This is a genomic window from Bordetella petrii, assembly GCF_017356245.1.
GTDB lineage: Bacteria > Pseudomonadota > Gammaproteobacteria > Burkholderiales > Burkholderiaceae_B > Bordetella_A > Bordetella_A petrii_D.
The window spans coordinates 850,464-865,822 of the sequence record NZ_JAFMZZ010000001.1 but is presented as its reverse complement, the minus strand read 5'-3'; the positions used below and the strand labels follow the sequence as shown (position 1 = coordinate 865,822).

General features: G+C 64.6%; 12 protein-coding genes. 9 read left to right on the top strand and 3 right to left on the bottom strand.

What is annotated here, in order from left to right; all coding sequences use genetic code 11:
* Positions 1 to 29: 29 nt before the first annotated feature.
* From J2P76_RS04120 to J2P76_RS04110, 3 genes are all read right to left on the bottom strand, one after another.
* Positions 30 to 4,310 carry a tetratricopeptide repeat protein gene (locus J2P76_RS04120; RefSeq protein ID WP_207404657.1) on the bottom strand — a complete coding sequence of 1,427 codons (4,281 nt, stop codon included), beginning with the start codon at positions 4,308 to 4,310 and terminating at the stop codon, positions 30 to 32.
* 184 nt (positions 4,311 to 4,494) lie between these two features.
* Positions 4,495 to 5,634 carry a FliC/FljB family flagellin gene (locus tag J2P76_RS04115; RefSeq protein WP_207404655.1) on the bottom strand — a complete coding sequence of 380 codons (1,140 nt, stop codon included), beginning with the start codon at positions 5,632 to 5,634 and terminating at the stop codon, positions 4,495 to 4,497.
* Between the two features lie 154 nt (positions 5,635 to 5,788).
* A complete protein-coding gene (locus tag J2P76_RS04110) occupies positions 5,789 to 6,529 on the bottom strand; it encodes an RNA polymerase sigma factor FliA (protein ID WP_207404653.1) in 741 nt (246 codons plus the stop codon).
* A 339-nt stretch (positions 6,530 to 6,868) separates the two neighbouring features.
* Between J2P76_RS04110 and flhD the strand changes: the two genes are divergently transcribed.
* The 9 genes from flhD to J2P76_RS04065 all read left to right on the top strand — a co-directional run bounded on the left by flhD (position 6,869) and on the right by J2P76_RS04065 (position 15,358).
* On the top strand, positions 6,869 to 7,192 hold the full coding sequence (gene flhD / locus J2P76_RS04105) for a flagellar transcriptional regulator FlhD (RefSeq protein WP_207404651.1): 324 nt from the start codon (positions 6,869 to 6,871) through the stop codon (positions 7,190 to 7,192).
* Between the two features lie 11 nt (positions 7,193 to 7,203).
* Positions 7,204 to 7,788: a flagellar transcriptional regulator FlhC gene (gene flhC / locus J2P76_RS04100; RefSeq protein WP_207404649.1), complete on the top strand. Its 585-nt coding sequence runs from the start codon at positions 7,204 to 7,206 to the stop codon at positions 7,786 to 7,788.
* A gap of 115 nt (positions 7,789 to 7,903) precedes the next feature.
* Entirely contained in the window at positions 7,904 to 8,779 is an 876-nt protein-coding gene (gene motA / locus J2P76_RS04095; RefSeq protein WP_207404647.1) for a flagellar motor stator protein MotA, read from the top strand.
* An 11-nt stretch (positions 8,780 to 8,790) separates the two neighbouring features.
* On the top strand, positions 8,791 to 9,729 hold the full coding sequence (gene motB, locus J2P76_RS04090; protein WP_207404645.1) for a flagellar motor protein MotB: 939 nt from the start codon (positions 8,791 to 8,793) through the stop codon (positions 9,727 to 9,729).
* A 2-nt stretch (positions 9,730 to 9,731) separates the two neighbouring features.
* Positions 9,732 to 10,112, top strand: coding sequence for a response regulator (locus J2P76_RS04085; protein WP_207404644.1), 381 nt, complete (start codon positions 9,732 to 9,734; stop codon positions 10,110 to 10,112).
* A gap of 28 nt (positions 10,113 to 10,140) precedes the next feature.
* Entirely contained in the window at positions 10,141 to 12,237 is a 2,097-nt protein-coding gene (gene cheA / locus J2P76_RS04080; RefSeq protein WP_207404642.1) for a chemotaxis protein CheA, read from the top strand.
* Between the two features lie 13 nt (positions 12,238 to 12,250).
* Positions 12,251 to 12,751, top strand: a complete 501-nt coding sequence (cheW, locus tag J2P76_RS04075) for a chemotaxis protein CheW (protein WP_207404640.1) — start codon at positions 12,251 to 12,253, stop codon at positions 12,749 to 12,751.
* Positions 12,752 to 12,769: 18 nt separating this feature from the next.
* The gene (locus J2P76_RS04070; protein ID WP_207404638.1) at positions 12,770 to 14,491 is read left to right on the top strand and encodes a methyl-accepting chemotaxis protein; all 1,722 of its coding nucleotides are present in this window, start codon (positions 12,770 to 12,772) and stop codon (positions 14,489 to 14,491) included.
* Positions 14,492 to 14,497: 6 nt separating this feature from the next.
* Complete coding sequence (locus J2P76_RS04065; RefSeq protein WP_207404636.1) at positions 14,498 to 15,358, top strand: CheR family methyltransferase; 861 nt, start codon at positions 14,498 to 14,500, stop codon at positions 15,356 to 15,358.
* Position 15,359: the final 1 nt, after the last annotated feature.

Genomic DNA, 15,359 nt, shown 5'->3' with positions numbered 1-15,359 from the left:
GACACCTTGTATCTTGGCGCCTGTGGTGATCAGCTGCCTGAACGGGGCGCGGCAATCGCGCCTTCAAGATGGTCGGCGATAAATCTTGCGGCATCTACGTCGGCAAAGAATTGAGCCGATACTTCTTTCTGTCGTTGCCGCATGGCGGCCAGCGAGCCGGGTGCGCGCAGCATCTCGTCCAGGTGCCTGCGCGCGTCAGCCGTAGTCGATACTTCGTATCCTATTCCCATTTCGGTGAAATCGAAGGGATACTTTTTGTAGGCCCCGATGCTGCAGACAAGCGGCACTACATTCATCCGGATCGCTTCGAGCAGCACCGTACTATTGATGCCGACGGCCACGCTGAGGCTGGCCAGCACGTCGGCCAGTTTTTGCTCGAAAGGATTTGAAATCCGCACATTCGGCAAGCCTTGCAAGACCCGCATGATGCCATCGGACAGTGGGTATCCCGGGTGCGGACGAACCACTATTTCGGCTTCCGGGTGTGCCCGCGCGAAATCAATGATCAGGTTGATGAAGGAGACAAACGTATCTACGTGCAGTTGGGCATTCGGCCTTTGCAGGAAGAAGCCGAATACAGGGGCATGCGCCTTTTCGGCCGGCGGCGATGGCAGCACATGACTGCCGCTTACGAGAAAGTGCTGATCCGGGTTCCAGGGGGATAGTACGTCCTTGAATCGCTCTCCCCAGACGAACATTCCGGTGTATGCCATGTTCCGGAAGCCGGTATGCACATAAGGCGCCCAGCCTTGCTGCACGCAATAGCATGGAATGCCCAGCAACTTGCACGCTTCCAGCGTGATGATGTCCTGGGGGGCATTGCCTTCGGGAACCACGACACATTTCGGCCGCAGTCGGGCCAAGGCCGCCAGGGTCGCATCGGCGAGCTGCAAAAGGCCCGCGTAGTTGAGCAGGACGGTGCTGCATGGAGCCGTTTGTGCAGCGTTGCCTTCCGCACCCACGGCGACCGAAGGATAATCGTTGTCACGCAGCCATTCCTCGGTCTGTTCATTGAATACGGACAAGTACGAGAAACCGGATTTCCGCAGGCCCTGCAATATGGGATGCAGATACAGGGCGAATTTCGGATGCGTAATGACGGCCAGAACGCCAGTTTCGGTTTCCCCGGCATTCATGTTTGCCCGCATGACAGGATGGCCGTCGCCCACCTTTCTGCGCTTCATCTTTTCATTTGAATAATCGACGGAGTGCCTTATTTCGTCTCTGTCGAAAAAGGGCAGCAAGACGCGTTGCTCATAGCCCCCGAGCTCCGGAGCGGTGTCCCGTTCGCCTATGGCGTGCAGATATGCCTGGAATGGGGCTTCCGAATATAGTCCGACGAAAAACAGTTGCCGCTCGACGGCGCGCCGCAAGTCCATCCCGCGCCAATGATAGGCCTGGGGCAATACACGCGTCACTGCTGTCGTATGTTTGTCTATCGCCGTGCACAGCGTCTCGAGGAAGTCGTAGCCATGCTGGTTGTGCGCGGCGGCGCGCTGCAATGATGCGCCGGAAGGCGCGGCCTGCTCCGGTTTGAGCCAGCCGATATGCTTCAGGTACCGCTGCGCCGTGTCTTTGCCCGTTGCTGCCAATACGGTATACGCCGCGTCGGGGAGCTGATACGCGATATGCAGCAGGAAGGCCAGTTTCAGGCGTTGATCGTCGGTGAGTGTGCGCAGCCGGGCGTCATTCGGAATGAAGACGGCGTCGGCCTGCAACAGCTGCGAACCAGCGTGGGGGCGGACCTCGGCTTCGCCGCAATAGCTGCCGTGTTCAAAGCTGTTCAGCCGCAACAAGCGGAATCCCGCGCTATCGAGCAGCCGCTCGAAATCGGACAAATAGGGCTGGGTCTGGAAAATGCGTGAGAAGCGCACCCGAATCTGGGTGATCAGCACGGTGTCGAGGATGCGGCCCGCACCTTTCAGTATCTTGAGATTGTCGTTGGCATCGTCCAGCACGAGCCAGTCGATATGAGACAGGCCTTCGATGCCGTCCAGGCGCACGGTGGGCAGGGGAATGCGGGCCACAACAGTCGTCGCCTGATGGGCCGGCACGCCGGACTGCTGTTCGCCGGGCAGCGGTTCCAGCGTGCCTGAAAGCGAGTTGTCCAGACAGACGTGCAGTGTGGCCGGCGCACCGTCTCCCAAGGCAATATGAGCATGGTGCTGGACATTCCGCGCAGCGTCGGGACTGCCCGAGCAGTCCAGTTTGCCGGCAGGGTCCAAGGCAACGATAGACAGCGCATTGAGTCTATTCAAATGGCTGAAGGCGTCGTGGCCGACGAGCAGGCCGCCATGATCGACCACCATAATGCGTCCCGAAAAAGTGAAGTCGAACTTCTCCGGATCGTGGGCGACAGGGGGATGAGAGAGTTGTACTGCCTGGTCTTCATCCTCGAACCAGGCTGTGCCGTCCTTGCCCAGCGCCAGGGCGGCAGGCGCCTTGCCCGCACAGTAGCGCTGCCAGATGGCCCGCAGCGCATCTGCGAGATGGCGGGCGAACTTGTGCGGATCGCACACGGGCGAGTCCAGAAGCACCTGGCGCAGGTGGCTCCGTATGGTGGCGAGGCTGTTCAGATCGCGGGTAAGCTCAACGGCGCGCGCCTGGTACTGCTCCCAGTCGTGGGCTACCAGCTCCGGCATGTCCGCATTGGCCAGGTGGGTGGCGGAATGTCGCCCCGCGAAGGTCGGGCCGGGCAACGTGATCACCGGCACGCCCATCAGCATGGCTTCGCACGTCGTCAGGCCGCCGGAATACGGCCACGGATCCAGTGCAATGTCCACGTCGTTGTAGCGGGCCAGGAGCTCGAGATGCGGCGATCGCCCTTCGATGCGCAAGCGATCCTCGCCGATGCCGTGTTCGGCCAGGGTATCCACCACGCGTTGGCGCAGTTCCTGGGTGGTGTACGCCGCGCCCTTCAGGAAGAGGCGCGACTGCGGCACGGCATGCATCAGCTCGGCCCAGCGGGCCAACAGTACTTTGTTGATCTTCGTGGGGTTGTTGAAGCATCCAAAGGTGATGTAGCCATTGCGCAAGGCGGGCAGGGGAGCCATTTCCGGCGGCTTGGGCGGCGGGACGAAGCAGATGTAGTCATCCGGCATCCGGATCAGCTTCTCGGTGTACAGGTGATCGCTGTCCAAGGGGGACTCGATCCTGTCGCTGATCAGATAGTCGATGGCTTCCACGCCGGTGGTATTGATGAGTCCGCCCACCCATTTGACCAATATCGGCGCGGGCTCCATCGTCATTGCGCGGATGCGGGAGCCGGCGTTGTGGCCGCTCAGGTCGATGAGGATGTCGATCTGGTCGGTAACGATGCGGGCGGCGAATTGTTCGTCGTCCAGGTGGTAGATCGGCGTCCATTGGCGCGCCAGCGCCATGAAGCGGCGCGTGATGGCGTCCACGGAGTTGTTCGTGGTATATGCGTAGATCTCGACGCCGAGCTTGGCCAGGTGTTCCAGGGCCGACACCGTCATGGTGCCGACGGGGTGCTGGCGGAAGCCGTCGGAGAACATGCCGATGCGCAGCACCTTGGCGGGTGAGCGGTCCGCCGGCACGGGCCGCTCGGGGCGCACGGCCGGCGCGAACATCGCGCCCCAGTCCTTGCAGGCCTCGAGGATGTGCTCGACGGTGGCGCCCGGCTGGTAGTGCAAGGCGGTAAGGTGGTTCGACTTGGGCAGCGGGTCTACCTTGGTAAGCGCCGCCGCCCTTGCATAGCAGCACTCGGCCTGGTCGAGATCGCCGGTGTCCCGATAGACATTGCCCAGATTGTTCCAGGGAGAGTATTCCTTCGGCTCAATCTCGATCTGGGCTTCGAAATCCAGGCGCGCCTCGTCGTAGCGCTGCATGGCGAGCAGGATGACGCCATGCCAGGACAGCCAGGCTCCCCGGTGCGCGCCGGCCGGGGCTGTGGATTTCTCCAGGCATTGCAGGGCTTCCTCGTTGCGCCCCAGCCGGTGCAGGATCTCCGCCAGCTTGATGCGGCCCAGCAGGTGATCCGGTTCGATGCCGAGTGCCGTATCGAGGTGCCGGTGCGCATCCTCGAGGCGGCCTTCCTTGATCTGCAGGTCCGCCATGACCCGCAGGCCCTCCGCATCGCGGGGCGCCAGGTCCAGCGCCCGTTCGAGCGCGCCGCGCGCCTCGGCCAGGCGTCCTGCTTCCAGGCAATGCGCGCCCAGGCTTTTCCATCCCCTGGGGTCGCCCGGATGGTTTCGGGTACGGGCCGCAGCCTGTTTTTCCGACAACCCCATGATGGTGAGGACGTTGGCGGAGGCAGGCACCTTGCGGGGGGGACGGACGGTTCTGGACATGGCAATTCACACACTGAGGCAGGGCGACAGCGTACCGCCCGGCGTCAGGCGGCAATGTGCCGGAGAGCGAACAAAAACCCGCCTATTTTCAAAACCCGAAAAATAAGCCCCTTCGAGAAGGGGCTTATCAAGGATACGGATGTATCCAACGGGCCGGCCCGCCGGGCCGGCCTGCTTGCCGGGATTAACGCAGCAGCGACAGAACGGTCTGCGGAACCTGGTTGGCCTGGGCCAGAACCGAGGTGCCAGCCTGTTGCAGGATCTGGGCGCGCGTCATGTTCGACACTTCGACCGCGTAGTCGGCATCTTCGATGCGCGAGCGGGCGGCCGACAGGTTGTTCACGATGTTGTTCAGGTTGGAAACCGTGGATTCCAGACGGTTCTGAACCGCACCCAGGTTGCTGCGCAGGGTGTCGACCGTGTTCAGGGCGGTGTCGAGCGAGCTCATCGGATCGTCGCTGGCGGTGCCCAGTTCCTTGGTCGAATCGTAGGTCACCGTGGCGGTGGGGGCCGCATTGGCGCCCGTGCCGGTGCCGGCGGAGACGCTCACGCTGGCGGCGTAGTAAACCGTGGAGCCGCCGGTCGTGGCAGAAACGTACCAGTTGCCGCGCTCGTCTTGCACCAGTTCGCGGGCGCCGCCGGTCGCGCCGGCGATCGTGGAACCGTTGCTCACATCCTTCAGCGTGACGGCGGCGCCGCTCACGGCGGCGGGTTCACCCGAGCCGTTGGTCGACTTCAGCGTCACGGCGCCAGCGGCGGTGCCGCCGGCGTAGTCTGCGGTGGTGCCCGTGGGGCCGGCGATGCTGAAGGTATCCAGGCTCAGCGTGCCCGAGCTGATTTCCTTCAGGTCGATGGTGATGGTTTCACCGTCGCGGGCGCCGACTTGCAGCGTCAGGGTGCGCTCGGCGGACAGAACCTTCACGCCGTTGAAGTCGGTCTGCTGGCTGATGCGGTCGATGTCGGCCAGGCGCTCTTCGACTTCGTCTTGCATCGAAGCCAGGTCGGTGGACGAGTACGTGCCGTTGGCGGCTTGCACCGACAGTTCGCGGATGCGCTGCAGGTGGGTGGTGATTTCGGCGGTCGCGCCTTCGGTCGTTTGAGCGATCGAGATGCCGTCGTTGGCGTTGCGGGCGGCTTGCGTCAGGCCGCGAACGTTCGACGTGAAGCGGTTGGCAATCGCCAGGCCGGCGGCGTCGTCCTTGGCGCTGTTGATGCGCAGGCCGGAGGACAGGCGCTCGATGGCGGAACCCAGAGCGGATTGGGACTTGCTCAGGTTGTTTTGCGCAACCAGCGACAAGTAGTTGGTGTTGATAACAGCAGCCATGGATAGCTCCCAAGAGAGAAAGGCTTCTTCAAACCGGGCAGCCAGGCCGCCCACTTCGCGAGACGTGATGTCCCGCTGTCCTGGGTAACGGCGCGATCATCGCCAACTTAAGTGCAATTCAAGCCGGATTTGCGGGCATGTGCCCGCAAAGTTGTTACAGCACGTGGGCCAGGTGGGATTCGGCGGGCAATTGCTGCCAGGCGCCTTCTTTCAGGCGGGCCCGGATGCGGGCGGTGGCCTGGCTGCGCAGCTGGCAGACGCGCGCCTCGGTCACTTCCAGCACGGCGCCGATTTCCTTCAGGTTCAGGCCCTGTTCGTAGCACAGCGACAGCACCAGCTTCTCGCGCTCGGGCAGGGCTTCGATGGCGTTGACCAGGGCGCGCCGCAGGTCGCTGGTGAGCAGGGCGTCCAGCGGGTCGCCGCCGGTATCGGCGGGCACGTCGCGCCAGCCGCGCTCATCGGAGTCGCTGCCGCCGATGTCGTCGTAGTGCAGGATCTGGATGCCGCGGGCGTCGTTCAGCATGGCCTGGTATTCGTCCAGGGGCAGCTCCAGCGCATCGGCGATCTCGCCCTCGGAGGGCGGGCGCATCAGTTCGTGCTCTTTCTGCTGGATGGCGGCTTCGATGCGCTTGCCCTTGCTGCGCACGCTGCGGGGCAGCCAGTCCTGGCTGCGCAGTTCGTCCAGCATCGCGCCGCGGATGCGGGCGGTGGCGTAGGTCTCGAATTGGGCGTCGGGGGTTTCCTGGTAGCGCCTGGCGGCGTCCAGCAGGCCGATCATGCCGGCCTGGATCAGGTCGTCGAGCTGGACGCTGGCGGGCAGACGCGCCAACAGCTGCAGCGCCAGCTTGCGGACCAGCGGCGCGTACCTGACCAGGCTGTCATCGGCGTAGGGCATGCGTATCTGTCGACGTCTCGTTTCAAGCGAGGATTGTCGGCAAAGTTGACGATTTCATTTGTATAAAAACGAAAGGTTTTAAGCGTTTGTTTACGTATTTCCCTTGACAAGAATCGCTGAAAATGTAACGTCGATGTATCTTTTATGCCAAATAACAAAAAATAATCCACATTAAGACATGAATGTCATAAAAATTGACACCTTGCATGGTAGATTGTACGCATATTGGTAGTACTAGATACATCTTGTATCTACGAACGAATCACGGGCCGCGGGATCGGGCCGATATGGCCGGCGCCGAAAAAGTGCCGGTATTACAAGTCTCTAGGAGCCACAAGCGTGAATACAGCGGATAGTTCTTTGCTCGCCGATATTCGGGAAGTCAACTTGTCGTATTTGCTGCTGGCCCAGCGGATGCTGCGTGATGATTACGCCGCGTCGATGTTTCGCCTGGGTTTCAGCAACGAAGTGGCTGACATCCTGATGCGCCTGTCGCCCGCCCAGCTGGTGAAGCTGGCCGGCTCGAGCTCGCTGCTGTGCCGCTTCCGCTTTGACGACTACAGCCTGTTGTCGGCGCTGACCCAGGACGTGCTGGGCGGGGCGCTGCAGCAGGCCCATGCCACGATTCTATTGGCCAGGCAGCCGGTCGAGCAGTTGGCCTGATGTCTCGCGCCATGGCTACAAAAAGCGTGACCCAGGAGGCCGATGACATCCTCCTGGCCAGTTCCATGATTTCGCTGGGCGCCCGCCTGCAGGTGCTGGAATCCGAAACCTGCCTCAGCCACGACCGGCTGTCCCGGCTGTATCGCGAGATTCGCGGCTGCTCGCCGCCCAAGGGCATGCTGCCGTTTTCGGTGGACTGGTTCATGACCTGGCTGCCGAACATTCATTCGTCGCTGTTCTATAACGTGTATTCGTTCCTGAACGCGCATACGGCCAGCCGCGGCATCCGGGCCACCATCGACGCCTACCGCCTGTACCTGGAGCACGCCGGCGTGGAAAACCAGGCCGACGAACCGGTGCTGAGCTTTACGCGGGCCTGGATGCTGGTCAGGTTCTTCGACAGCGGCATGCTGCAGTTGTCGCCCTGCCGCCAGTGCGGCGGGCATTTCATTGCGCATGCGCACGATCCGCAGGGGGATTTCATCTGCGCGATCTGCCGCCCGCCACCACGCGCGGGCAAGACGCGCGCGGCGGCCAAGGCGCGCGCGGGCCAGCGCGCCATCGCGCCGGCGGCCGCGGCGGCGGCACGGGCCTGAATACGGCCCCAAACAGCCCAAAAGCCCCTGAAAACCCCCCGTAACCCGTGTTTTTACAACCGGGTGCGCGGGGGATCATTGTCGCCAACTCTAGACTCGATGGCAGAGGCCCGATGTGTTGATTGTTATTGGTTATGCGGTGGTGCTTGTCGCGGTGGTCGGCAGCTTTGTCGCGTTGGGCGGGCACCTTGGAGCGCTGTACCAGCCGTTCGAGCTGACGCTGATCGCGGGCGCCGCGCTGGGTGCGTTCCTGGCGGGCAACAGCCGCAAATCGCTGGCGTTGATGGCGCATTCGCTGCCACAGGCCATCAAGGGGGCTCCGTACAGCAAAGAGGTGTACATGGAGCTGATGGCGCTGCTGTACGTGCTGCTGAACAAGGCGCGGCGCGAGGGCCTGATGGCGATCGAGTCGCACATCGAAGACCCGGAATCCAGCGCCATTTTCACCGAGTACCCGCGTATCCGGCAGGATGCCAAGCTGATGGAGTTCATCACCGACTACCTGCGCATCATGATCAGCGGCAACATGAGCTCGTTCGAGATCGAGACGCTGATGGACGAGGAAATCGAGACCTATCGCCACGAGCGTGAAGTGCCCAGCCATTCGCTGCAGCAGGTGGCGGACGGGCTGCCTGCCTTCGGCATTGTGGCGGCGGTGCTGGGGGTGATCAAGGCGCTGGGCGCGGTGGACCAGCCGCCCGCGGTGCTGGGCGACCTGATCTCGAAGGCGATGGTGGGTACCTTCCTGGGGGTGCTGCTGGCCTATGGCTTCGTGGCGCCGCTGGCGTCGCGCCTGGAGCGGCGCACGTCGGAGTCGGTCAAGGTGCTGGAATGCATCAAGGTGACGCTGCTGGCCAGCATGAACGGCTACCCGCCCCAGTTGGCCGTGGAGTTCGGCCGCAAGGTGCTGTTCTCGGCCGTGCGCCCGTCGTTCGGTGAGCTGGAAGAGCACGTGCGCCAGGCCAAGTCCGCCACCACCGGCCGCGCCTGACGGGGCGTGCGATGAGTGCGCCGAACAATCACCGGGTGGTGGTCCGCCGCAAGCGAGGGGTGCGCCGCCCGCACCATGGCGGCAGCTGGAAGATCGCCTACGCGGATTTCATTACCGCCATGATGGCGTTCTTCCTGGTGATGTGGCTGATCGCCATTGTGCCCAAGGAAGAACTGCGCAGCCTGGCCGAGTATTTCCGGATGCCGCTGCGCGTGGCGCTGACGGGCGGGCCGAAATACTCGGCCGAGACCAGCGCGATTCCCGGCGGAGGGCGCGACCCGCTGCGCGACGACGGCGATGTGCGCCAGTCCGAGGGCAATCGCGTGCAGGCCCAGGTGCAGGCGGATGCCGAGCGGCGCGACCGCCATGCGCTGGAGCGCCTGAAGCGCCGCCTGGATGCCATGCTGGAGGAAAACCCGGTACTGAAGAATTTCCGCCCGCAGCTGCTGATCGACATGACCACGGAAGGGCTGCGCATCCAGATCGTCGACAACCAGAACCGGCCGATGTTCGCCACCGGCAGCGCCGAAGTGCAGCCGTATATGCGCGACATTCTGCGCGAACTGGGTCCGGTGCTCAATGAGCTGCCGAACAAGGTCAGCATCGCCGGCCACACGGACGCCACCCAGTATGCCCGCGGCGAACGGGCCTACAGCAACTGGGAGCTGTCGGCCGACCGGGCCAACGCCTCGCGCCAGGAACTGGTGGCGGGCGGCATGGCCGAGGGCAAGCTGATGCGCATCCAGGGGCTGTCGTCCAGCATGAGCCTGGTTAAAGATGATCCGTATGCGGCCGTTAACCGTCGTATCAGCCTGGTGGTGCTGAACCGGCGCACCCAGCAGCAGATCGAACAGGAAAATGCGGCGGCGGCGGACTTGAATGTGCGCAACGCCAGGGAACTGAGCGAATCCGCGGCGGCCCGGCCGCTGGCGGGCGAGACGGCAAGGTAGTCATGACTGCAACGATATTGGTGGCGGACGATTCGGCAACGATGCGCATGATCGTCCAGGCGACGCTGAACGAGGCGGGCTGGCGGGTGCTGACGGCCGGCAACGGCCAGCAGGCGCTGGAGCTGGCGCGCGGCAATCGCATCGACATGCTGGTCAGCGACTGGAACATGCCCGTCATGGGCGGCCTGGCGCTGATCCAGGGCTTGCGCGGCGAGCCCGGCTATCAAGACCTGCCCGTGCTGGTGTTGACCACCGAAGACGACGGGCAGAGCAAGGACGCGGCGCGCGGCCTGGGGGTGTGCGGCTGGCTGAACAAGCCGCTCGATCCCGCCGTGCTGGTGGAGTTGGCATCCGAGCTGCTCGGCGAGCAGCCCGGCGCCTGAGCAAGTTCGAAAGGAAGGCATACGGTCTATGAGCGGCGGTCTGGATCTCAGTCAGTTCTACGAGACATTTTTCGACGAGGCGGACGAGCTGCTTGCCGAAATGGAGCAGTTGCTGTTGCAACTGGATGTCGCGGCGCCCGATATCGAGCAGTTGAACGCGATCTTCCGCGCCGCGCATTCCATCAAGGGCGGCGCGGCCACGTTCGGGTGCTTCCAGCACCTGGCGGGCACCACCCACCTGCTGGAGAACCTGCTGGACGAGATCCGGCGCGGCGAAATGGCGCTGCGCGCCGATATGGTGGACATTTTCCTGGAAACGAAAGACGTGCTGAAAAGCCAATTGGACACTTATCGCGCCGCGCAAGAGCCCGACGAGGCGGTGTACGAACGGATCTGCGCGGTATTGCGGCAGTTGGCCCAGGAACACGGCTCGGCAGCCGTTGCGCCGCTGGAGCCGGCTGCGCCGGCCATGCCGGCCGAGCCTGCCGCCGTCGCGCCCGTGGCCGCCGCGCCCGCCGCGCCGGCGGCTATGCCGGCCGCGCAGGACAGCAGCCTGCCGTTCCGGGTGCGCATTACCCGTGTATCCGACAAGGATGCGCAATCGCTGCTGGAAGAGATGGGCAACCTGGGCAGCGTGGTGGCCCATGACCGCGCCGACGGCGGGCTGACGGTCTGGGTGGACAGCACTTGCTCGGCCGACGATATCGAGGCGGTGTGCTGCTTTATTGTGGACACCGACCAGCTGGACGTGCAGCGCGCCGCCGCGCCGCAGGCCGGCGATGCCGTGGAGCAATTTGCCGCGGCGGCCGCGGATTTCGCTGCGCAGGCGGCGGGCGAGCCGGCCGCCAGCCAGCCGCCCGCGCCCGGGCCGGCTGCGGCGCCCGCCGCGGCCAGGCCGGCGCGGGCCGCGGCCGCGGCGCCGGCGGCCGACAAGGAATCCACCTCGATTCGTGTCGGCGTCGAGAAAGTCGACCAGGTCATCAACCTGGTGGGCGAGCTGGTGATCACCCAGGCCATGCTGGCGCAGACCGCTTCGGGCCTGGATCCGGTCCTGCACGACCGGCTGCTCAACGGCATGGAGCAGCTCGAGCGCAACGCGCGCGACCTGCAGGAAGCGGTGATGTCGATCCGCATGATGCCGATGGACTACGTGTTCAGCCGCTTTCCGCGGCTGGTGCGCGACATCGCGGTCAAGATGGGCAAGCAGATCGAGCTGCAGACCTACGGACGCGCCACCGAACTGGACAAGAGCCTGATCGAGCGGATCATCGATCCGTTGACGCACCTGGTGCGCAACAGCCTGGACCACGGCATTGAAACGCCGGAAAAACGCATCGCCGCGGGCAAGGACCCGGTGGGCCAGCTGATCCTGTCGGCCGAGCACAACGGCGGCAATATTGTCATCGAGGTCAGCGACGACGGCGGCGGGCTGAACCGCGACAAGATCCTGAAGAAGGCCGTGGCCCAGGGCCTGGCGGTCAGCGAGAACACGCCCGACGAAGAAGTGTGGCAGCTGATTTTCGCGCCGGGTTTTTCCACGGCCGAGCAGGTAACCGATATTTCCGGGCGCGGCGTGGGCATGGACGTGGTGCGGCGCAATATCCAGGACATGGGCGGCCACGTGCAGCTGTCCTGCGTGCCGGGCGAAGGCACCACTACCCGCATCGTGCTGCCGCTGACGCTGGCCATCCTGGACGGGATGTCGGTGCGGGTGGGCGATGAAACCTTCATCCTGCCGCTGAACCACGTAACCGAGTCGCTGCAGCCCACCGAAGACCAGATGTATTCGGTCGCGGGCGACGAGCGCGTGATGCAGGTGCGCGGCGAGTACCTGCCGCTGGTCGAGCTGCACCGCGTATTCGGGGTGGGAAATGCCCAGGCCGATCCCACCCAGGCCATCGCCGTGATCATGCAGGCGCAGGAACGCCGCTTTGCCTTGCTGGTGGACCACCTGGTGGGCCAGCATCAGGTGGTGGTGAAGAACCTGGAATCCAACTACAGGAAAGTGCCGGGCGTGTCGGCAGCCACCATCCTGGGCGATGGCAGCGTGGCGCTGATTGTCGACGTGTTTGCGCTGGCGCGGGCGAACCGCGAGAAATGGGCGCAGCCCGAACTCACACATTGACGGAGAACCTTTCATGGCAGTCAAACCTCAAGCGCAGGCCGCGCGCGTCGAAGATGTCGGCAGTGAGTTCCTGGTGTTCACGCTGGGCGAAGAAGAATACGGCATCGACATCCTGAAGGTGCAGGAGATCCGCGGCTACGACGCGGCCACGGTGACGCGCATCGCCAACGTGCCTTCGTTCATCAAGGGGGTCACAAACCTGCGCGGCATCATCGTGCCCATCGTGGACCTGCGCATCAAGTTCAAGCTGGGCAGCGTCGAATACAACGAGCAGACCGTCGTCATCATCCTGAACCTGGACAACCGCGTGGTGGGCATCGTGGTGGATGGCGTGTCGGACGTGCTGATGCTGGCCGCCTCGCAGGTGCGCGCGGCGCCGGAGTTCGGCGCCACGCTGTCCACCGAATACCTGACCGGCCTGGGCACGATCGACGACCGCATGCTGATTCTGGTGGATATCGAGAAGCTGATGACCAGCGAGGAAATGGCGCTGGTGGAGAAGGCCGCGGCCTAGGGCAGACAGGGGTTTTTCATGCGCAAGTTCCTGGTCAACATGAAGATACGCACCAGCCTGCTTGGCGTATTGGCGTTTTTTTCGCTGATGCTGGTGATCGGGGCCGTGCTCGGCGTGCTGTCGCTGCGCGTCAGCAACGATACGCTGGCCAGCATCCGCCAGACCCAGGATGTGGGCGACGCGCTGACGCGCGTGGCCAACAGCTACAAGGACGTGGTCAACGGGCTGGCCCGCACGGCCAATGCCCACTACAGCGACATTGTGCGCAGCATCGGCCAGCCGGTGCCGCTGTCGCAGGGGCTGGGCGCCGAGGCGGCCGGCCTGCTGCAGCGCGCCAATGCGGCGATGAACCGGGCCCAGACCGAATTCGAGTACTACAGGAAGCTGCCGCGCCCGGAAGGCGCGCAGGAAAGCCTGGCCGCGGTCGACGAGGCGTATGCCGCGCTGATGCAGCAAGGCGTCGCGCCATTGTTCGGCCTGCTCGAACGCGGCGACATGGCGTCATACCAGAAGCAGGCGCAAGCGATGCACGATGCGGCCGAAGGGCGCTTCGCCCGGGCCCTGGAAGGCTTCGATTTCTGGCGGGCCAGCCAGCTGCAGGATGAGTACGTGCTGGCCACGCAGCGCTATCAGGGAGTGCTGGTGGCGGTGGCCGTGGGCGGGGCCATGGCGGCGTTCCTGGTATTCAGCACCTATCTGTTTCTGCGCCGCCGGGTGCTGCGGCCGCTGCAGGAAGCCGGCCAGCATTTCGACCGCATGGCCGCGGGCGACCTGACGGCGCGGGTGGAAGTGCGCAACAGCAACGAGATCGGCCAGCTGTTCGCGGCGCTCAAGCGCATGCAGGAGAACCTGGCGCGCACGGTGTCGCAGGTGCGACGCGGAGTGGACGAGATCAACGTGGGCTCGCGCGAGATATCGGCGGGCAACACGGACCTGAGCAGCCGCACTGAGCAGCAGGCGGCGTCGCTGGAAGAGACGGCGGCGTCGATGGAAGAGCTGGCCTCGACGGTCAAGCAGAACGCGGACAACGCACGCCAGGCGAACCAGCTGGCGGCCAGCGCCTCGGATGTGGCCGAGCGCGGCGGCGCGGCGGTGTCGGAGGTGGTGAGCACGATGGAGGGGATCTCGGCGAGTTCGCGCAAGATTTCCGAGATTGTGTCGGTGATCGACGGTATCGCGTTCCAGACGAACATACTGGCGCTGAACGCGGCGGTGGAAGCGGCGCGCGCGGGCGAGCAGGGCAAGGGCTTTGCGGTGGTGGCGGGCGAGGTCCGTTCGCTGGCGCAGCGCAGCGCGCAGGCGGCCAAAGAGATCAAGGTGCTGATCGAGGACTCGGTAAGCAAGGTGGGCACGGGCTCGCAGCAGGTGGAGCGGGCGGGGGCGACGATGCAGGAGATCGTGGCCTCGGTCAAGCGAGTGACGGACATCATGGGCGAGATTTCGGCGGCCTCGGAAGAGCAGTCGGGGGGTATCGACCAGGTGAACCGTGCGGTGTCGCAGATGGACGAGGTGACGCAGCAGAACGCGGCGCTGGTGGAAGAGGCGGCCGCGGCGGCGGGCTCGCTGCAGGAGCAGGCGCAGCGGCTGGCCGAGGCGGTATCGGTGTTCAAGATCAACGCGGGCGAAGTCATCGAGGTGCCGGCTCGCCAGCTCGACGGCGGCCGCGCGGCGCGCGAAGCGTTGCGCCAACCCGCGCCAGAGCGCGAGCCGGCCGCGCCGGACGCGCTGGCTTTGCAGTAGCCTGCCGTGGCAAGCCCTGGCGCCAGCGCATCGTTTCCGGCCGAGCGGCAATTCGAGTTCCGCGAGGCCGATTTCGCGCGCGTGCGCCGCATGATCCATGCACGGGCCGGCATTTCGCTGGGCGAGCACAAACGCGAGATGGTGTACAGCCGCCTGACCCGCCGCCTGCGGGCGCTGGGCCGGCAGGACTTCAGCGGCTATCTGGATCACCTGGAAAGCCAGCCGGCGGCTCCCGAGTGGGAAGACTTCGTCAACGCGCTGACCACCAACCTGACGGCTTTTTTTCGCGAGGCCCATCATTTTCCGATCCTGGCCGACCTGGCCCGGACCCGGCCCGGCCCGGTTTCGGTGTGGTGCTGCGCGGCCTCGAGCGGCGAGGAACCCTATTCGATCGCCATGACGCTGGCCGAGACGCTGGGCGCGCGGGCCGCGTCGGCCACGGTGCTGGCAACGGACATCGACACCCAGGTGCTGAACCGGGCCCGCGCCGGCGTGTACGCCGACGAGCGCGTGGCCCGCATGGATCCGGCCCGGCTGAAACGCTTTTTCCTGCGCGGGCGCGGCGCCAATACCGGCCAGGTGCGAGTGCGGCCCGAGCTGGCCGCCATGGTGCGCTTCGAGACGGTGAACCTGCTGGCCCCGGCGTGGCCCATTGGCGAGCAATTCGATGCGATTTTTTGCCGCAACGTCATGATTTATTTCGACAAACCGACCCAGGCGGGCATTTTGAAGCGCTTCGTGCCGCTGTTGAAGACGGGCGGCCTGCTGTTTGCCGGCCATTCAGAGAATTTCACGTATATCAGCCGGGAGTTCCGCCTGCGCGGGCAGACGGTGTATGAGTGCGTGGGCGCGCAACCAGGACGCTGAG